This window comes from Pseudomonas sp. P5_B3 (genome assembly GCF_056400405.1).
On record NZ_JBFULI010000026.1, the window covers coordinates 12,328 to 32,300 of the forward strand.

A 19,973-nucleotide genomic window follows, 5' to 3' on the forward strand; every position below is an offset into this window, starting at 1 on the left:
CCAACTCAACGTTGCGTCTCTACGATCCTGAGCCAAGGCCAGCGAACCTGGTAACTTTTCGCCTTCTGGTCGAACAAGTCTGGCCTGGGATTCTTTGGATTGATTCTAAGTAGCCCCTGCTCAGTATCGGCCAGGCCGTTGGGTGCATAGACCTCGCCCGTTTCAATATCCAGCCCCATGCAGGTACCGGCAATCAGGTAGCGATCGATCCCGTCTCTGGCCGACTGAAGTTGTGGATAATCCCCGCCAAACCGCTGGTTGTACCACAGGTGAACGCGAGCCTGATTCTTGAATTCAACGTTCACGTCGAGGTGGTTGAACAGATGCCGAGCGGATTGGATGACCTCATTCTCGGCTTCCCACGACAGATCATCATCGAAGTAAAAAACGTCGTAATCCTTCACCCCCCACGCTGGCGGTCGCTGTGACTGATGATTCCACACGGCCTGGAACAGGCAACCGGCGGTGAGCATGCACTGGTTCAAACCGAGCTTGGGCAAGCGATCGGCAAGTTCTGCGTTTACTGGATTGGTCATTGCGATCCTGACCAGGCTTTCGACAGTCGATGTCATTTTCATCCCTTCCAAATCGATCAAGTCCTGGCGACCGACGATACCGCCAACGCTTTACAAATACGCGAAATACACCGCCCTTTACTCACCCTCGGCCAATCTGGCGCGAATCATGCCTCATTCAACGACATGAAGTCGGTACGGACTATGTGGATGACACTTTTGAAGTGAGCCGCCTCAGTGCCTGCCCCGATAATCGATAGCTTACTGACGAACGGTCGAGGTCAAGCATGACGAGCGCAACGATGGAACAAGTCAGCCCAAGAACGCTGAGAAGAGTGATTGTGGCTGCCGGCATCGGCAATTTCGTCGAGTGGTTCGACTTCGCCGTCTACGGCTTTCTGGCCACGACCATCGCCCAGCAATTTTTCCCCAGCGGCGATGCCAGTGCCGCGCTGCTCAAGACCTTTGCGGTATTCGCCGTGGCCTTTGCGTTTCGGCCCCTTGGCGGGATTTTCTTCGGCATGCTGGGCGACAGGATCGGCCGCAAGCGAACCCTGGCGATGACCATTCTGCTGATGGCCGGGGCGACGACCTTGATCGGCCTGCTGCCCACTTATACGGCGATCGGAGTCATGGCGCCGATTCTTCTGTCCCTGATCCGTTGCGCCCAGGGTTTTTCCGCCGGGGGTGAATACGCCGGTGCCTGTGCCTACCTGATGGAGCATGCACCGAGTGACAAGCGCGCCTGGTACGGCAGCTTCATTCCGGTGTCGACATTTTCCGCCTTCGCCGCGGCAGCCGTGGTGGCCTACGCACTCGAGGCGTCCTTGTCGGCCGAAGCAATGGGCAGTTGGGGCTGGCGCCTGCCGTTCCTGATTGCCGCGCCCCTGGGCCTGGTGGGTCTTTACTTGCGCTGGAAGCTCGATGAGACACCGGCATTCCAGGCGGTGACCCAGGAACATGCAGTCGCACACTCCCCACTCAAGGAAACCTTGCGCAACCATGGTGCGGCTATCTGCTGTCTGGGTGCTTTTGTGTCACTCACGGCACTGTCGTTTTATATGTTCACCACCTATTTCGCGACTTACTTGCAAGTCGCGGGTGGCCTGAGTCGCGCCACAGCGTTGCTGGTGTCGCTGATTGCATTGCTGTTCGCTGCGGCGATCTGCCCACTGGCCGGGCTGTACTCGGACCGGGTCGGGCGTCGAATGACGGTGATGACCGCTTGCGGTCTGTTGATTGTGAGCGTGTATCCATCGTTCCTGATGGCCAGCTCCGGCTCGTTCGCAGTGTCCATCGGCGGCGTCATGCTCCTGGCGATTGGCGCGGTGTTGTGTGGCGTGGTGACGGCGGCCTTGCTCTCGGAAACCTTCCCTACCCGTACCCGATACACCGCCTCGGCGATCACCTACAACATGGCGTACACCCTCTTTGGCGGCACCGCTCCGCTGGTGGCGACATGGCTGATCAGCACCACCGGCAGCAACCTGTCGCCAGCGTTCTATCTGATCGCGGTTGCATTGCTCGCGCTGGCGGGTGGTCTGGCATTGCCGGAGACTTCGAGGATTTCCCTGCATGACGTTGCGTCGCAAGAAAAAGCCGAAGGAGTGAGCGCGTCCGCCTGAAACACCAAAAAAGCCTGTCCTGGGCCCGGTGCGGATCTGTAGGAGCGAGCTCGCTCCTACAGTAGCAACACGTCCGCGGAGCGCCCGTTGCCAACGATGCCACTAAGGCAACGCATACACCCTGAACAGTTTTTTCACGGTAGCGTTGGTTCCGCCCAGGTACTGGTCGTAGGCCTTTTCTATGAAGCCCGAGTGATAGGCTTCACTCAGGGCCATATCGACCAGCAAGCGGAAGTCTTCGTCGTTACGCTCCACGATCATCGCCACCGGCGAGTACTCGAAGATGCGGTCCAGGAGCATCAGGTTCTTGGCCGCGCCCTCCTTGGCGACTTCATTGCGCAGCAGCATGCGTTCGGAGAAGAAGGCATCGGCCTTGCCCTCGGCGACCAGCTTGACGCCCTCGTCGTTGTTGGCCACGGTCACCAGCGAAGCGATCACGTTGAGCAGGCGCATCTGTTCGCGAATCCAGTCTTCGGTCACGCCCCCCTCCAGGGTCGCGTAGGTTTGGTTGGCCAGACCGTTGTTAATGCTGGCACGCCAGGTCGGGCCGGTATTGGCCACCTTGCCATTGAGCACATTGAGCAGCGATTCGCGAGCATCGTTGCGCACCACGACCGAGAGGCCGGCAGTGTAGATCGGTATGGAGTAACTGATCATCTTGCGCCGTTCCAGGGTAGGCGGTGTCGGCGTGCAGAGGATGTCGACTTTACCCTGGCTCACCGCGTTGACCTCGTCCGAAATCTTGACGGGCTGGTAGCGCACTTGCAGGTCGGGCAGACCCAGCTCGCTCTTGAGCTTGTCGGCGACTTTCAGGCACAGGTCGATGGCATAACCGCTGGCTTTGTCGCCTTCCTGCTTGCTGAAAGGGGCCAGGTCCGGCAAGTAGCCCAGGGTCAAGGTTTGGCTGCTGCGCACGCGTTCAACGGTGTTGGCGCCAGCCACTAGCGGCAGCGTCGAGAGTGCGAAGGCAAGCAGCAGTCTGGTGGTTGTGGCAAATGGTACGTTCATGTCCGGTTTCCCCGTATGCAGATGTCTGTGCAGTCCTGTTGGCCACGCCTAAGGGTTTGCGGCCCTTGCCTGGTTGGCCGCCGGCGCGTCGGTGAAGCGCTTGGCGAGGAATCCATAGAGCAGGTAGCCGAAAGCGAGCACCAGGGTGCCGCCCATCACTGCGTCCTTGCCGCAGGCATACAAGGCGTACAAGGCGTACGTTATTGCAATCAGCAGGACCACCACGTTACGCGAGTGTATGGCCGACGAGACCCCGGCCTTGTGCATGATCACCAGCAGGCCGGTCATCGCAGTTATATAAGGGATCAGGTTGGTGACCGCCGCCAGGCTGACCAGCTTGCTGAACTGTGCGGCGGCGTCGGGCGAGATGGTCGACAGGGCCAGGAGGGTCTGCAGCACACCGCAGACAATCATGCCGACGACGGGGGCATTCATGGCGTTGACCTTGCTGAACAGCTTGAGGAACAGGTTCTGGTCAGCCGTCATCTTGGCGGTTTGCGCCAGGGTAAATTGCCAGCCCAGCAGCGAGCCGACACAGGCCATGACCGCCAGCGCCATGACGATATTACCGACCATCGGGCTGAACATCGTGGCATAGACCAGCGCGAAGGGGGCGGAGGACTTGGCCAGCTCAGCGTTGGGAATGATGCCCTGGATAACGGTGGTCGACAGCACATAGACCACGGCGGCACCCAGGGTGCCGAACAGGCAGGCCAATGGCACGTTGCGTTTGGGGTCTTCCACGGCATCGGTGGCCTGGGCCGCCGACTCCATGCCCAGGAAGGCCCACAGGGTCAGGGGAATGGCTTTGCCGATGGCTTCGGAAATCGCCAGGCTATTGGGGTTCCAGGCGGCGGCCAGCACATCGGGCTTGAACCAGAACCAGCCGATGATGCTCAGGCCGGCTACCGGAATAATCACGCCCCACACCGTGAAGGCGCCGATCTTGCCGGTGATGCCTGGGCCACCGAAGTTGGCGAAGGTGGTCAGCCAGATCAGTGCGATCGTGCCGATGCACAGTGGAATCGCACCCGTGCCCAGCCAGGGCACGAAGGCCGTCATGTAGCCCACCGCCGAAATGGCCACGGCCACGTTGGCGATGGCCAGTGACAGGAAGTACAGGTACGAACAGAGGAAAAAACCCGACTTCGCATGGGCCTCTTCGGTGTAGGCGGACAAACCGCCGGAGCGCGAGCAGAAGACGCCACACTGGGCAAAGCAGTAGGCGATGGCCATCGAACCAATCGCCGTGAAAATCCACGACAACAAAGAGACGGCACCCAACTGAGCCATGTTGGTGGGCAACATGATGATGCCCGAGCCCATCATGTTGACCGTTACCAGCGTCGTGAGCCCCATCAGGCCCATTTTCTTGCTTGAATCAGCCATCGCAAACTCCTTGCCCTGTTCAGAGAGTTAACCCCTGGGCCCGCTGACCTGACACCTGCCACCGAGTACGAGGGTGATCCTTACTGCTTGATCACATAGCCATACGCCCGCGTGCGACCGCCTTCCTGCTGCAGATAAACGCCTTGAAGTTCCGGTGTGAAGCCGGGCAAGCGGTTGATGCCCTCCTCCAGCGCCAGGAAGTACTTGAGCACCGCGCCACCCCAGATTTCTCCCGGCACCACGCACAAGACGCCCGGCGGGTAAGGCAACGCGCCCTCGGCTGCAATGCGACCATCGGCATCCGCCAACGCCACCAGCTCGACGTTGCCGCGGATGTACTCGATTTGCGCTTGCTGCGGGTTCATGGCCTTTTTCGGGAAGTGTTCCTTGCGGAACATGTCCTTCTGCAGCTGCTGCACGTTGTGGCTGCGATACAGGTCATGCATTTCCTGGCAGAGCCTGCGGATGGTGTAGTCGCGGTAGCGTTCTTCGTACTGCGTATAGATCGCTGGCAGCACCCGGCTCATCGGCGCGTCGTCCTGAACGAAGCGTTCGAAACGGGCGATCTGTGCCGCCAGGTGACTCATCTTTGCCCAGTCTTCAGCCGGGGTGAGCAGGAACAGGATGGAGTTGAGGTCGCATTTTTCCGGAACGATGCCGTTCTGGCGCAGGAAGTTGGCCAGGATGCCGGCGTGAATGCCGAACTCGGTGTAGCTGCCGTCCACCGGGTCGATGCCCGGCGTGGTGAACAGCAGTTTGCAGGGATCGATGAAGTACTGCTTGTCGGCATAACCGGGAAAGGCATGCCAGCGATCCTTCGGATGGAACTCAAAGAAACGGATATCGCTGGCGATAGCATCGGTCGAATGATCCTGCCATGGGCGCCCGTCGATGGTATCCGGCACGAATGGGCGGACCATGGTGCAGGCTTCGATGATCAGCTTGCGCGCATTGATGCCGAACTTCACGCAGTCGTCCCACAGGCGCAGACCACTGCGGCCTGAGTGAATGCGGGCATTCACATCCAGTGAGGCGAACAGCGGGTAGAACGGGCTCGTTGAAGCCTGGGACATGAAGGCGTTGTTGAGCCGGTGATGGTTGCAGTAGCGGGCCTGGCCTTTGATGTGCCGGTCTTTCTTGTGGATTTGCGAGGCCTGGGAGAAACCGGCCTGCTGCTTGTGTACCGATTGGGTGACGAAGATGCCCGGGTCGTTCTCGTCCAGATCGAGCAGCATCGGCGAGCAATCCTTCATCATCGGAATGAACTGTTCGTAACCGACCCACGCCGAGTCGAACAGGATGTAGTCACACAGCTTGCCGATGCGGTCGACCACTTGCCGGGCGTTGTAGATGGTACCGTCATAGGTGCCCAGTTGAATGATCGCCAGGCGAAACGGCCGTGGCAGTTGCGCCTTGTCCGGGGCGACTTCGGCGATCAGCTGGCGCAGGTAGTCTTCTTCGAAACAGTGAGCGTCGATGCCGCCGATGAAGCCGTAGGGGTTGCGCGCGGTTTCCAGATAGACCGGCGTGGCGCCGGCCTGCAACAGCGCACCCTGGTGATTGGATTTGTGGTTATTGCGGTCGAACAGCACCAGGTCGCCCGGGGTCAACAGGGCGCTGGTCACCACTTTGTTCGACGCCGAGGTGCCGTTGAGCACGAAGTAGGTCTTGTCGGCGTTGAACACCTTGGCCGCATGTTTTTGCGCCAGCAGCGCCGGGCCTTCGTGGATCAGCAGGTCACCGAGCCTGACGTCGGCGTTGCACATGTCGGCGCGAAACAGCGTCTCGCCGAAGAAGTCGAAAAACTGCCGACCTGCCGGGTGTTTGCGAAAGAACTGGCCGCCCTGGTGGCCGGGGCAGGCAAAGGTCGCGTTGGCCGATTCGGTGTAATGCTTGAGCGCATCGAAGAACGGCGGCAGCAGGCTTTCTTCATAGGCCTTGGCGGCGGTCTCCAGTTGATTGCCGTAGTACTCGGCATTATTGCTGGACAGGTCAAACACACCATTGACCTGCAAAATCACATCCTGCAGTTGTTTGTAGACCTCCAGGGAACGATTGCTGCGGCCCTGAGAGGCCACCAGGAAGATGGGGATGTCGAAGCCGGTACGCTTGATGGCATCCAGCGCCCCTGCTGCCAAATCATCTTTCGAGAGTACGGCGACAGCGACATCGGTAAAGTCAGTCTGGTCGAGCTGGACGATTTCACGGGAATTACGAAAGCAAACTCGTACCGCATCGCTGGCAGCGATTTTCAAGGCGTTCATAACCAGAATCTCTCGGTCTGTCTGACGTTGAAGTTCCTGGGACGACCAACTTCAGAGGCATCATGTCCCGGGGTCAGGAGCGATTGCCCTATTGGGTATAGTTCATTTTTACTATTTGTTACTTCCTGCCGATTTTTTAAGTTGAATTAATCCAAAGGCATTGATCCTCAGCAATCACGCACAACGCTTGATTGCGGATGAAGCACCCCATCGGTTGCATTCAACCTTTGGGGTGCTGCTCATCCAGCCATCAAGTGCGCCCTGCGGAACCTGAGACGGGCAAGTTCCCGAGCAATTTGAGCCCGGTGCTCTTCACGAAAGTTTCATAGTCCATGGGCTTCTCGATTCGGGTTTCAGCATTAGGCAGTACGTAGGCCCAGGCACGTTTGGACGATGCGTCGTACACCAGCTTGAACAGGCKGGTCGGCACCCAGACCTGGTTGTCGCCGATGGTGGAGTGGCCAGGGTCAAACAGCGGGCCGGTAAAGACAAACACGTTGCCATCGGCGCGCTTGGCAAACTTCCTGACATCAGACTCGACCTTGCTCCAGATCTTGCGGTTGTTGGTCGGGTCTTGCGGCACCATGTTCGACAGCGCAAAGGATTGGGCCATTGCATTGGGGTTCGGTGCATCGGCGGCCGGGGATTGGTGACCACGGTCCACGGCCGGGTGCTGGCTGCGGTAATCGCTCAACTCGGCGCGCCCGCTCTTGGGAATGCGTGGGTCCGGATAGAACTGGTTGGTGCGCTCCTCCCCTTTGGCATCCTGCAACTGGGCCGCATTCAGGCGTTCGACCACAACCAGCGGGGTCTTGCTGGTTTGCGAGTACAGCACCGCGAAGTTGTCGGAACACAGCGCCAGGGGTTTCATGGTTGCCGGCACGGTGGCGGTGTTGATCGGTTTCGCTGCCGGGAACAGATCTGCACAGCCGTCAAACGATGCCTGTTTCTGTTTGCTTGAATAGAGGTCCAGGGCCGCGCTCTGGCTGATCGAGCCCGAGCGGGACGTTTGTTCATGTTGCGCGGTGGGCGGCTTGAGCAGGTCCAGCAGACCGCGGGCTTGTGCCCCGGTCGAGAGCAAAACAAGGGCCGACAGCCCAACTGCAATTTTGCGTAGGTGCATGCTTAAAATCTTCGAATGGAATTGAGGGGTAAACGTAGGGCGAGTCCCGATTCACGGAACCAGGTGGAGGCCGTTGCTGATTATGTGGCGGCGAGCATGCTTTCACTGTCCTTGATCAAGTTACCGATGCGGGGCCGGTCGGTTCCGGGCAGATCGACCGCTTGGGGTCGTGCGGGGTTTATTGACCATGACAAGATACGTTAGTGCCGGGCGGCGGTTGGATTCTATTCGCCAGTGCTCGGCGAAGAAGCGGACCGGATGACATATCCAGTACCACTCGATACCCTTGCGCCCCCGGGTGCCTGACGGCAATTCGGGCCAGACTCACTCCATCCAGACGAACCAAAAATGAAATCCTCCGCAGGTTTGCTGTTGTCGGGTATCGAGCTGGACCGTACCAGCTCCATCCCCTTGTACCGCCAACTCTACTTGCAGATTCGCAAACAGATTCTCGGTGGCAGGATTCAGGGCGGCGTACGTCTGCCGTCCACCCGGACCCTGAGCAAAGAACTGCAGCTTTCGCGAATCAGCATTCTCAATGCGTTCGATCAACTGATTGCCGAAGGTTTTCTGACGTCGCGCACCGGGGCCGGGACCTACGTCGGCAATGAATGGGAAGGCCGCGGTACTGATGACGAAGAACACCAGCCCCAGCCGCCTCGCCTGTCCGATCTGAGCCAGTCCATGCTGTCGTTGCGCAGCGATCATTTTCGCGGCGTTTCCTATGCGGACTGGGCGACCGGGAGCCCGACCTCGTTCCTGCCCAGCCACAGTGCCTACGATGCGTTTCCGCAATCAGTCTGGAAACGGCTGATGAACCGCCACCTGCACAAGCCGACCAAGGCCATGCTCGGTTATGGCGAACTGCAAGGTTTGCTGGCCCTGCGCGAGGCGATTGCCGAATACGTCTTCGATGCCCGGGGCATCGACTGCGCTGCCGAGCAGGTGGTCATCGTTTCCGGTGCCCAGCAAGCCTTTAACCTGCTGGGCATGCTGTTGCTCAATCCGCAGGACAGCTTCTGGATGGAGGATCCGGGGCATATCGCGGCGCGAATTGCGCTCCAGGCCCAGGGTGGTCTGGTGGTCCCGTTGCGTATCGACGAACAGGGGATCGATGTCCGGCAAGGTGTGGCGTTGTGTCCTGACGCTCGCCTGGTATTTACCACACCTTCGCGTCAGCATCCCTTGGGCATCACCATGAGTTATGCGCGGCGCCAGGAGCTCATCGACTGGGCTGCCCGCAATCAAAGCTGGATCATCGAGGACGACTGCGACAGTGAGTTTCGCTACAACGGCCGCCCCCTGCCGGCACTCTATGCCATGGACCAATGGGCCCGGGTCATCTACGCCGGAACGTTCAGCAAAGTGCTCTTCCCCTCGCTACGACTGGGTTACGTGATACTGCCGAACGCCCTGATCGAACCCTTCTGCACCCTGCGGGCGGTCATGGATCGCAGCCCGCCCACGCTGCTACAGGCCGTCACGGCAGACTTCATGCGCGAAGGCCACTTTCTCGGTCATATTCGTCGAATGCGTGCGCTGTACCAGGCTCGCCAGCAAGCACTGGTCGAACAACTGCAGCAACGGCTGGGCACTTTCTTCAGGATCACGCCTGTTGAAGCCGGCATGCACCTGATCGCCTGGTTACCCACGCATCTCGATGACGACGCCCTGGCCAGGGAACTCGGCCAGCATGGCATTCATACCTATCCCCTGAGTGACTACTGCCTCGAGCATGTCTTGCCACCGGCGCTGTTGATCGGCTTTGCCAGCACCCCTGAGGACCAGGCCCAAGAACGCGTCGAAGCGCTGGCCCAGGCCTTGAGCAACATGGGCTATCTGCTGCAGGCCACTTGACGCAAGGCAAGTGGTCTTATGATTTAACTGATAATGGATCTATCGAGAGTTCCTGACTGGCGCGATAAAGGCTGCGCCGGTAGACCCGGCGTCTGAACCAGGAACGACTCGTATGAACAATAAGATCCAGGAACGATTCAACGCATTGCTCAGCCATAAGGCTGTCGAGGCCGGGGCTCCCCCCGTACTGACTGAGGCACTGGCCCGCCAGTTGCTCGACCGACTGGGCCAACTGCGCCTGTTTGCCCATGCCTACCCCTTGCTGACCAACCTGACCCACGGCCGCGTGACACCTGCTGACCTGCTGGACTTCGCCTATCGCCACGAGCTGCAGGGGCTGAGCCTGCACTTGCTCGACGGTGAGGAAAACAGCCTCAGTCAAATGACAGCCACGCAACTTCAGGCGTTCGCTGCCAAGGCCAAAACACTCGGGCTGGATGTGCATCTGGAAATCAGCAGCACCCTGAAAAAAGATGTCGATCAAGTGATCGCCATTGCCAGGGCGCTGGGCACCCGCAACATCCGTGTTTACTCACGCTACGAAGGAGCGCTGTCGCGGGTCATGGACCTGATCGAGTCGGACCTGCACTACCTCGCGCAGCAGGCAGACGAGCACGACCTGTTCTTCGACTTCGAGCAGCATGAGGAGCTCAAGAGCAGCGAGATCGCGCAACTGTTGAACCGCCTGAACCACCCTCGGCTGCATGCCCTGTTCGATTTCGGCAACATGATCAATGCCTGCGAACAGCCCCTTGCTGCGCTCCGTAACCTGGCGCCGCACATACGCCAGACCCACCTCAAGGGTGTGCGCATCGTCCCCGAGCAAAATGCATTCGGCCATTACGGCGTGCTGCAGGGCTGTGACGAAGACGACCTGCCCAACGCACGCATGTTGTTCGAACTGCTGATGCTCGGCGAATCAGCTGTGCAAGTGATCGCGTTCATTCTCGAGCAGGAAAACCACTACGTTGCCCCGGCGTTCCGCCAGATGGACGAAGCCGCGGACCCGTTCATTGCGTACCGGGAAATGAGTGAAACAGCGCTGCCGGAAGGCTTCTCGCTGGAGCAAATGCTGGCCGATGAACACCGTTGGGCCAACAACCAGGTTGCCTATGTACGAGGTCTGCTGGCCGAGTTCCGAACCCTGGCCGAGTTGACCCTGGCCCATTGCGCTGACGCCTGAACCTGACGTGCCGACCGGCACTGCCTACCCAATCAAGCCTGGAGAACAATAATGACATCCCATGACAAGGCCAAATGGCTCAGATTCCTGATTCTCATCCTCGGTGGCGGCACCATCTACAAGCTGGCGAATCTCAAAGACGCCTTTTATATCCCCATGCAAGAGTTCATGGGGCTGTCCCACACTGAAATTGGCGTGCTGCTGAGCGCCAACGCCATCATCGCCACCGCGCTGTTTGTGGTGGGCGGCATGCTCGCCGATCGGTACGATACGCGTAAGCTGATCCCCCTCGGCCTGATCGGTACCGGCAGCCTCGGCCTCTACCTGGCGACCTTTCCGCCCTTCAGCAATCTGCTGATTGTGTTCTGCCTGCTGGCCGTATGTGCCGACTGCATCTTCTGGCCCTCGCTGCTCAAAGCCATCCGCAATCTGGGAGACGATAAGGAACAGGGGCGCCTGTTTGGCCTTCTGGAAGGTGGACGTGGTGTCGTCGATACCCTGGTCGCCTTCTCTGCACTGGGCGTGTTCGTCGCCATGGGCTCCGGTGAAAACGGTCTGAAGTCGGCGATCCTCTTCTATTCGGTCATCGACATTCTTGCCGGGACCCTGACCTGGCTGCTGCTCAAGAGCGGCAATACCCAGTCGACCGCCAAGCCCAAGAACGGAATGTCGAACCTGCTAGAGGCCATCAAGGTGCCGGGCATCTGGCTGGTCAGCCTCAACGTGTTCATGGTCTACATCGTGTATTGCGGCCTGACCTATTTCATTCCCTACCTCAAGGACATGTACGAACTGCCCGTCGCCCTGGTGGGCGCCTATGGCATCATCAACCAGTACTTCCTCAAGATCCTCGGCGGCCCCGCCGGTGGCTTCATTGCCGACAAGCAGTTCAAGAGTTCCAGCCGCTATCTGAAGTGGGCATTCCTGGCTTTGTTGCCGCTGATGGGCGTCATCATGCTCATCCCGAAAAGCCCGGGTTTCATCTATGCGGGCATGGCAGCCACCCTCTCCTTCGCGCTGATTGTCTTTTCCATGCGCGGCGTGTTCTGGGCACCCATGGGTGAAGTCGGCATACCCCAGCACATCACCGGTTCAGCCTTTGGCATTGGTTGCCTGGTCGGCTATGCGCCTGGCATGTTTGCCTACGTCATCTACGGCGCAATCCTTGACCATTTCCCGGGTCAGCAAGGCTACAACTACGTGTTCTCGTTAATGAGTCTGTTGGCCATTGTCGGGTTCATGGTCTCCAGCCTGCTGTATCAAGCGGTTCGGAAAAACTCCACGGTCACCGGCAAGGTCAGCGCCGCGCAAGCCTGAACATAGGTCGGGTGTACGCGTCGCAACACATTGCCGTGCGGCGGTAACCGARASGTTTCGGTTACCGCCGCACGGGCGCCGCCATCAAGCAGCACTGACGATGCTCTTGCTGATCATCCGTGGTGTGTAATCCATCGGTGAAGCTGTCGGATCGCTATACAGTGAACTACTGTCAGTCATGGGCGTGGCGTCCACAGCCAATCTCCAGATATCCGTTGAGTTGCAGGGTTTCCAACCGACTTATCACGATGATCAGGGAACCAGGTCGATGGCAAAAGATGCAAAAGCCGAATCGGAACACGCGACTTTTATCGCACAGGAGACTGAGGCTCTGGTCGAGCCAGCCCTTGTTTGCGATGCCGCTCGCAATGGAATCTGGCGCACACGGATCAGGGTCAAGGCGCGCAATCTGAGTCGCTCGACCCAGTTTGTCATTGCCGCTGCGGTGATCCTGGGACTGACCATGTTCTTCGTCGGCAAACTGGTGAGCGCACGCATAGAAAGTGCCGCGGTACATAGCGCAGCAGAAGCAGGCGCTCAGTACATGGATACGTTTCTGGAGCCCTATGTGCAGGAGATGAGCCGGGACAACAAACTCTCGGATGCAAGTGTCCAGTCCCTGGACCACCTCACGGAAAGTCGTTCGCTCAAACATCATATTGTCTCGATCAAGATCTGGCGGGCGGATGGCACGGTGGTCTACAGCACGAATAAAGCCATCACCAACCACACATTCCCTTTGGATGAGATCACCGAGGCACTCAAGGGCAAAGTGGTCACCGACCTTGAAGGGCTGAACGAGGATGAGAACGAGTTCGAGCGCAACCTCAACGTGCCGCTCTATGAGATCTACGCGCCCCTGCGGGATTCAAGCACCAGGAAAGTCATCGCGGTGGGTGAATTTTATGAAAAGGCCGATAGTCTGAAGCGCGAGATCAATCGCGTCCGAGAGCAGGTATGGGTGGTCGTTGGCGCCGCGACCCTGGCAATGCTGACGCTGCTTTTTTTCATCGTGCGACGCGGTGACAAGATCATCCAGCGACAACAAGTGGCACTGCGCTTACGGCTGCAGGAGCAAACCCGTCTGCACATCAGCAATGCCGAACTCCAGAGCAAGATGGCGACGGCTACCCAGGAGTTTTCCCATGTCAACGAACTCACCTTGAGGCGCATTGGTGCAGACCTGCACGATGGGCCGGCGCAGTTATTGACCTTGATTCTGATCCGGCTCGACGACCTGGCCGAAAACTGTTCCGCTGTCGATCAGGAGTCGCTGGAAACCATTCGTGGCGCCGCCACCGACGCACTGCGTGAGGTCCGCGATTTATCGCGAGGCCTGGCACTTCCGGAAATCAATGAATTGAGCCTGGTGGAAGAGTTGCAACTGGTGGCGCAACGGCACGAGCAACGCACTGGCACCAAGGTCACATTAACCCTGGGACTGCTACCGGAGGCCGCGCCACTACCGCTCAAACTCTGTTTGTACCGTTTTGTGCAAGAAGCCCTCAACAACGCTTACCTGCATGCCAACGGCGAGGGTCAGGTCATCCAGGCGCAATACATTGATGAAGTATTGAACATCAGCGTCAGGGACAGTGGTCCAGGCATGGCGGCGGACGCCATGCTGCAAGGGGCATCCGGCAGAACCCGATTGGGGCTCGCCGGTTTGCGTTATCGCATTGAATCTCTGGGTGGGTTGTTCAGCATCGACTCTTGCGTCTCTGGTACGTCGGTCAATGCACAGTTCAAACTCTAGGGAGTGTTCCGGCATCCATTGGTGTTTTTGCTGCGCCGTTGTGAAGTCGCCCGACAGCTTCGCGCTCCCTGTAATGCCGTAGAGCCGTGACCGCTTCGACACGATTTCGGGCGTGCAGTTTCTGCATCACGCAGCCCATGTGGTGCTTGACGGTTTTTTCGCTGATCATCAGCTTTGTCGCAACCTCCCTATTGGTCAGCCCCTTTGAAACTTCACGAATGACCTCCTCCTCGCGATGGGTCAGATCAATCGTGTGAATTTGCGCTTCGGGCTTCTTGTCGTTACTCAGCAGTTTGTTGGCGAACTCGGGGGTGATATACGTCTCCCCCCTGGCAACCGATCTGATAGCCAGGACCAGTTCCGGTCCGCTGACTCCTTTCAACACATACCCGCGCGCGCCGGCCTCCAGTGCCAAAAAGGCGTCATCTTCGGCTTCCGAAACCGTCAGCATCAGTACCTTCACATTCGACAGTTGAGTGGAAATGAACCGCACCGCGGCGAACACATCGCCCGGCATATTGACGTCCATCAACATCACATCCGGACGGATCTTGCGGGCAATATCCATGGCATCTTGCGCATTGGCGCCCTGCTCCACGACCTGAAGATCCGCCCGTTTTCTCAACGTATTGGCAACTCCCTCACGCAACATCGGATGATCGTCGGCAATGCCGATGCGAATGGTTGGATTCATGACGCGCTCCCGAAACGATCAGCACTCGAACACTCATTGATTAATAGCAGGGAACCGGGGACGCCGCCGGTCGCCAGTCGCATGTCCCGGGCTCCTGGTGTTCGGAAATCAGACTTAGGTCGGACTCAATTCGATCGTCAACAAGCATTCACTATGACAAGACTCTGATTTTCAGACGCCAACCCATTGTTTTAAAACGCCATTAAAAACGTCAATAAACAGCCGGCGCCATAAAACCCGGCCCCATCTTTCATCCGACCAACAGTCGCTCTCCTGCGCTTGGGTACATACAGCCCCCGTGCTCGATAGCAGGCGTTCTCGCGATGAGGCCATCGCAGCCAACATCCATGCCGCCTGACACGCCGCCATCGCGAGCAAGCTCGCTCCCACAATTGATCGCAGGTGTACGCAAATGACGCGCTCACCGCAAAGCCACTGTGGGAGCGAGCTTTTCGGTTCATGTATCGTCACAACCACCTCGCGAAAAATCCGTGATGACATGTCATGACCTCCTTCAGAAACGGACTTTGCCCAGCAAATACGGGGGTTTAAAGGACGAACGGTCGAGAGGCGTCAAGCGCGGGGAATTGCCGGGAGATTGCAGCCACTACAGGCTTTTCAGGCAGGCACGTTCGTCGCGGTGCGATGAACTTCACTTTCATCGCGTGTCACATTAAGTCCTTGTCAAGCGAACTTCAGTAGAGGTACAGCCTTATGAGCATCGCCACAATTGTCAGTGCCGTGATTTCCAGTCTCGCACCCAGTGTCTTCGACCAGAACAGCCTGCAAGAACCCGGCGCGCATGTCTCGGCCGTCGAATACCACTACGGAATGGACATCGATGTGAAACGGGTATTGCAGCGCACTGATACATCCGACAAGACCGGCGTGGTACCGGTGACCCTGGTCTACGAAGACAGCGAAGGCGAGATTCACAAGATCCGCTTCCTCGAATGGGGTGCAAGCCCCGCCGACCCCACCAGAATTGCCTGATCCGCTCACCGATAGGGTTCTGGGCCGTGCCTGCGCGGCGCAGGCCGGAACCCCGAGTCGCTCCAGTCACAGCAACTCCTCCACCGCCGTGGCGCGGGTGTTCCGGGAGCAAACCTGAAAGCGCTTCAACGCGCCCCCCTAGGGTCGGGACGCAGTGATCGGTGACAAGGGTACGCTCTGCGTGACTTTGGCCATCTGGGTGATTTCCACCTGCACCTTGTCCTTGCCGAGCAGGTAATCGGCCAGCTTCTGGGAGAATGGCCAGTAGTTCAGTGCAGCAGTCAGGGTCAGCGGCCCGACGGCGTCGGCCGGTACCAGGAAGGAGAACTCCCCGATATCGTAGCCCTTGGGCAGAATGCGGTTGTCCGAGAGAATCTGTGTGGCATTCCAGACCTCGACGTCCAACGGATTGCCGTCCTCGTCGCCGATGTGCACTTTGAAGTTTCGCGTGTTGTCCTCGGTCTTGCCGTCCTTGATCGCACCCAGTCGATAGACCTCGCGACCACTGGCATCCAGCACCCGGAAGTCGATCCAGATCTCCCGTCCCTCCGGAAAACCGGTCGGCAGCTTGTGCCCGGCGCCGACGTTGGAAACTTTGACGGCTACCGAGTTGTATTGCCCGGGAATGATGGCGGCCGGCAGTTGCTGGAAGGTTATTTCCCCCGCCCGCGCGAGCATGTCGCGCGCGCGTTGCGCGCCCACTTCCTGACCGAGATGCTTGAGCATCATCGCGTTGGCTCCGCTGAACCAATGCGAGGCGACCTCCTCGCGGTCTGGCCCCATGATCGCGGCCTTGCCCGCAAAACCCGGCATATGGCAGCTCTGGCAGGTTACGCCGTTAAGGCTGTAGGCGCTCTCCTGCCATTCGTCATAGGTACGCTCGACCGCCACACTGCTGAACGGGTGCGTGACGTTGTGGCAGGTGCCGCAAAAGTCCGAGCGCGTGTGCAGAGCGGAATACACGGTGTCGTGATAAGGCGAAACGGCGTCTTTACGCGGGCCGAACTTGGTCGGTTTACCGTGCGCTCGAGGGCTCAGAACATAGGCACCGTTATCGAGGCCCGTGCGGGCACTGATGTTGTGGCAGGTCTCGCAATCGACCCCGGGCATCGGATGATTTTTCGCGCTGTCTTCAATTGAAGAGCGGTTGACTTGCGAATTGATCTGCCCGGTCGTGAGACCGATCGGGGTATGGCAGCCGGTGCAGAAGTTATCGACCTTCCCCTCGGTGGCCGAACTCGCACGCTGGAGCAAGGCCCGATAGATGGGTTCATCCCAGGCCTGGGACATCATCGAGGAGCGCCACTGTTTGTAAATCTCCGTATGACAAGCGCCACAGACCTGGGCATTGTCGAAGTCATTTACATTCAAAACCAGGTTGCCGGGGGTATTGGCCCGATGCGGAAAGAACGGCATCGCGCCAGTCACGTGCATGAGCCTGGAACGTGCCGGCTCCAGCCACTTCTCATTACTTTGATTGTCATTAACCTGAGGTTCGTCTGCCGCCATCAGCGTTACCGTCAGCAGGCAAGCCAGAAAACACAACCCGCGCAGCGCTACTTGCGCACGCGTATATCTGGAGTGGCTCATAAGCATTTCCCCTGGACGGTTGCAGAGGAGGACAGCAGCACTTCAATTGAGCAGGCGGGGTATTTCGCGATGTAAACCGATGGTTACATGCGATCACTCAATGGGGTACTGACAGCTCCACAGGTTCCCGACTCTGCAACTTTCAAGAACGGGACAAGCTCTCACTCAGCAATTACTTTGCCAGCGTTGTGTAAAACGCGTGCGAGCCCCGTAAACATTGGCCAGAGGTTGAAATACCGTGCTGGAGGAGACGCGAATACTGCTGGGGAATGGCGCCCCGTTTGTGGGGCAGCTCACTCCGAAATCGGGGGCCACTCACTTGACTCGCTACGACTTACTCCCGGTCTTTCGTCGAGCGGATGAGATTGCCCCGTAACTTCACAATGGCCTTCTGCATTTGCACGAAGTCGTCGGGGTCAAGACCGGTTTGCGGGAAGCCGTCTTCGGTGAGGCCTTCGCGCAGTTTTCGTCCCTCTTTGGTCAGACTGATCCGCACCTGGCGTTCGTCTTCCGGGTCGCGCTGGCGCAGCAAATACCCCATCGCTTCCAGCTTCTTGAGGATCGGCGTGAGGGTATTGGATTCGAGAAACAGCTTTTCGCCGAGGCTGCCAACGGTCTGGTTGTCTTCCTCCCACAGCGCAACCAGGGTGATGTATTGCGTATAGGTCAGGCCGAGCCGTTCAAGCATCGGCTTGTAGGCCTTGCCGAAGGCCAGGTTGGCTGAATAGACCGCAAAACACAGGAAATCGGAGAGTTTGAGATCCAGGGCGGATGTTTTGTCGGTGTTTTTCATGGACGTTCTCATGGGTCAGTCTTGCAAGACTGAAACTATACGTCGTACGCGATGGTRTCGGAAGTGCGTATAAACACTGAAGGCCGGCTCACCGGGAAAATCCCTGGTGAGCCGGCCTTCAGTGGGTTATGCCGTCAGGACATTGATGTCGACATCGATGTTGCCGCGTGTTGCCTTGGAGTACGGGCAGATTGCATCGGCGTTGTGGGCCAACTCGGTCGCCACCCCATGATCMAGCCCCGGCACGCGCAAAGTCAGTCGTGCCTGGAGGAAGTAAGCCGCGCCGGTCTGGCCCAGGTCCACTTCGATGTCGACGGCCATATCCGCCGGCAACACGATATTGCGTTCCTGGGCCACCAGCCCCACTGCCGCGGTGTAGCAGGCAGACCATGCCCCGGCAAACAGCTGCTCGGCTTTCGGGTGCGGCTGGACGGCGGCAAAAACATGGGCCGGTTGGGCGGAACCCGGTGACGACAGTTCGATATCGAGATTGCCTTTGTGACCGCCAACAGCGCTGCGAGTGGTGTGGGTTTTGCCGGTAGCCAGTACTTTTTCGATCTTGCTCATGGGGATTTCCTCAGTATTTAATATGCATGCGATCTTATCGTATACGGTGTATTTAGCATTTAAAAAGACAGCGTTCAGCAATTGGCGTGTGCAATGATCCAGTTGTTGCCGTTTTGGCCATGGGAGGCTTGAGCGGTAGAGATAAACATTTTGCGGCTGCTTGCGGTGTTCATGGCTGAATCTCCAAACGGCAAGGGTTGCTGTTGGCTGTGTTCGCACTCGATTAGATCGCATGCGATAGATGAATATTCAACCAATGCCCCAATGATGTCAAAGTTTATTTTATGCCTTGGCGATGAGCGGTAGACACAAGGTCAACCCCGCTACCCTCCCCCTTGCCGAAAGAATGATCGGCTTCTCACCGTCCGGCCCTATGGGGACCCCGGGGTGAGGTATTGCGCCAGGAACGGATGGTGTGAGTTGTTGTTGCCCGGTTCTCTGGAGCGGCATGCTTCACCAGACAAATTCCTGAATCACAAACTGCCCCGTCCGCGGATCGAACTGACGCACGAAGTGAACGTGCCTGGAACCGAAGCGCCGATCGCTGAACCCGGGCCCTCTGATCACCTCGAAGCTGTTTATCCGGTGGATCGGTACGAAATGCCGGTTATCCATTGGTACGAAATGTCGGCTGTGCATTGGTACGAAATGCCCGCTGTGCATTGGTACAAAATGCCCGCTGTGCATTGGTACGAAATGCCCGCTGTGCATTGGTACAAAATGCCGGCTGCGCATTGGTACGAAATGCCCGCTGTGCATTGGTACGAAATGCCGGCTGTGCATTGGCGCGAAATGCCGGTTCCCCATATGAAACGAGCCACTGTGGAAATGGTGGAATTGCCCGCATTGCTGTAGCTGCCCACTAACCGGAACGGCCGGGTGAGGATTTTGACCGAGGCCGCCACCGCTGATTGCCTCCAGGGAGAGGTTGCTTGCCAGAAGCCCCGCGACCAAGAGCAGGAGTTGCTTGAAGATACGCATAGCGCCACCTCCGACGGTCCCCCTGCACTAAATTATAGTCGGCCATGGACCCCGGCCGGGCCTTGGCGCTGAAACAGACATCTAGCCAAACGGCGTTCTTGTTTCTGTGTTTCCCGGGATTGCGTGAAGAACCCCCAAAAAAAAACGCCGACGTTGCCGTCGGCGCTCAGGAATAGCGATGTCTTGCGATGTATTTCTACATCGAAAGGATATGATGCTCGAAAGCCGACATCTGCCAGACCTTTGGGCCCCGCTCTCAGAACCATGTACCTTTAGGGTATAAGTCCCTCCGCAGGGGCGCTGATGTTTCAAAGGGTC

At 58.3% G+C, this 19,973-nt stretch carries 16 protein-coding genes; 7 read left to right on the forward strand and 9 right to left on the reverse strand.

Annotation, left to right across the window (positions count from 1 at the left end; translation table 11 throughout):
* Window positions 1-5: 5 nt before the first annotated feature.
* Window positions 6-572, reverse strand: a complete 567-nt coding sequence (locus tag AC1DRN_RS16330) for a nucleotidyltransferase family protein (RefSeq protein WP_457266048.1) — start codon at window positions 570-572, stop codon at window positions 6-8.
* A 230-nt stretch (window positions 573-802) separates the two neighbouring features.
* On the opposite strand from AC1DRN_RS16330, the gene AC1DRN_RS16335 reads away from it, so the two are divergent.
* A complete protein-coding gene (locus AC1DRN_RS16335; protein WP_223460622.1) occupies window positions 803-2,140 on the forward strand; it encodes an MFS transporter in 1,338 nt (445 codons plus the stop codon).
* A gap of 102 nt (window positions 2,141-2,242) precedes the next feature.
* Here AC1DRN_RS16335 and AC1DRN_RS16340 read toward each other — a convergent pair whose 3' ends face one another.
* From AC1DRN_RS16340 to AC1DRN_RS16355, 4 genes are all read right to left on the reverse strand, one after another.
* Entirely contained in the window at window positions 2,243-3,148 is a 906-nt protein-coding gene (locus tag AC1DRN_RS16340; protein ID WP_223460624.1) for an amino acid ABC transporter substrate-binding protein, read from the reverse strand.
* A 48-nt stretch (window positions 3,149-3,196) separates the two neighbouring features.
* A complete protein-coding gene (gene potE / locus AC1DRN_RS16345; protein ID WP_223460627.1) occupies window positions 3,197-4,537 on the reverse strand; it encodes a putrescine-ornithine antiporter in 1,341 nt (446 codons plus the stop codon).
* 80 nt (window positions 4,538-4,617) lie between these two features.
* Window positions 4,618-6,801: an ornithine decarboxylase SpeF gene (speF, locus tag AC1DRN_RS16350; RefSeq protein WP_223460628.1), complete on the reverse strand. Its 2,184-nt coding sequence runs from the start codon at window positions 6,799-6,801 to the stop codon at window positions 4,618-4,620.
* A gap of 250 nt (window positions 6,802-7,051) precedes the next feature.
* Window positions 7,052-7,924: a DNA/RNA non-specific endonuclease gene (locus tag AC1DRN_RS16355; RefSeq protein WP_477786749.1), complete on the reverse strand. Its 873-nt coding sequence runs from the start codon at window positions 7,922-7,924 to the stop codon at window positions 7,052-7,054.
* 348 nt (window positions 7,925-8,272) lie between these two features.
* Here AC1DRN_RS16355 and pdxR point away from each other — a divergent pair, with 348 nt between their 5' ends.
* From pdxR to AC1DRN_RS16375, 4 genes are all read left to right on the forward strand, one after another.
* A complete protein-coding gene (gene pdxR, locus AC1DRN_RS16360) occupies window positions 8,273-9,781 on the forward strand; it encodes a MocR-like pyridoxine biosynthesis transcription factor PdxR (protein ID WP_223460633.1) in 1,509 nt (502 codons plus the stop codon).
* Window positions 9,782-9,893: 112 nt separating this feature from the next.
* Window positions 9,894-10,964: a sugar phosphate isomerase/epimerase family protein gene (locus AC1DRN_RS16365; protein ID WP_223460635.1), complete on the forward strand. Its 1,071-nt coding sequence runs from the start codon at window positions 9,894-9,896 to the stop codon at window positions 10,962-10,964.
* A 51-nt stretch (window positions 10,965-11,015) separates the two neighbouring features.
* Window positions 11,016-12,281 (forward strand): MFS transporter, encoded by a 1,266-nt coding sequence (locus AC1DRN_RS16370; protein WP_223460637.1) that lies wholly within the window; start codon window positions 11,016-11,018, stop codon window positions 12,279-12,281.
* A gap of 268 nt (window positions 12,282-12,549) precedes the next feature.
* Window positions 12,550-14,037, forward strand: a complete 1,488-nt coding sequence (locus tag AC1DRN_RS16375; protein ID WP_223460799.1) for a sensor histidine kinase — start codon at window positions 12,550-12,552, stop codon at window positions 14,035-14,037.
* Here AC1DRN_RS16375 and AC1DRN_RS16380 read toward each other — a convergent pair.
* Window positions 14,027-14,731 carry a response regulator gene (locus AC1DRN_RS16380; RefSeq protein WP_223460639.1) on the reverse strand — a complete coding sequence of 235 codons (705 nt, stop codon included), beginning with the start codon at window positions 14,729-14,731 and terminating at the stop codon, window positions 14,027-14,029. The genes AC1DRN_RS16375 and AC1DRN_RS16380 overlap by 11 nt on opposite strands.
* 714 nt (window positions 14,732-15,445) lie before the next feature.
* Between AC1DRN_RS16380 and AC1DRN_RS16385 the strand changes: the two genes are divergently transcribed.
* Window positions 15,446-15,724: a DUF2790 domain-containing protein gene (locus AC1DRN_RS16385; RefSeq protein WP_223460653.1), complete on the forward strand. Its 279-nt coding sequence runs from the start codon at window positions 15,446-15,448 to the stop codon at window positions 15,722-15,724.
* Window positions 15,725-15,862: 138 nt separating this feature from the next.
* Here AC1DRN_RS16385 and AC1DRN_RS16390 read toward each other — a convergent pair whose 3' ends face one another.
* From AC1DRN_RS16390 to AC1DRN_RS16400, 3 genes are all read right to left on the reverse strand, one after another.
* The gene (locus AC1DRN_RS16390) at window positions 15,863-17,314 is read right to left on the reverse strand and encodes a multiheme c-type cytochrome (RefSeq protein ID WP_223460656.1); all 1,452 of its coding nucleotides are present in this window, start codon (window positions 17,312-17,314) and stop codon (window positions 15,863-15,865) included.
* A 334-nt stretch (window positions 17,315-17,648) separates the two neighbouring features.
* Window positions 17,649-18,107, reverse strand: coding sequence for a MarR family winged helix-turn-helix transcriptional regulator (locus AC1DRN_RS16395; protein ID WP_108215731.1), 459 nt, complete (start codon window positions 18,105-18,107; stop codon window positions 17,649-17,651).
* 126 nt (window positions 18,108-18,233) lie between these two features.
* A complete protein-coding gene (locus AC1DRN_RS16400) occupies window positions 18,234-18,674 on the reverse strand; it encodes an Ohr family peroxiredoxin (protein WP_223460658.1) in 441 nt (146 codons plus the stop codon).
* 423 nt (window positions 18,675-19,097) lie between these two features.
* Between AC1DRN_RS16400 and AC1DRN_RS16405 the strand changes: the two genes are divergently transcribed.
* Window positions 19,098-19,529 (forward strand): hypothetical protein, encoded by a 432-nt coding sequence (locus AC1DRN_RS16405; RefSeq protein WP_458237053.1) that lies wholly within the window; start codon window positions 19,098-19,100, stop codon window positions 19,527-19,529.
* Window positions 19,530-19,973: the final 444 nt, after the last annotated feature.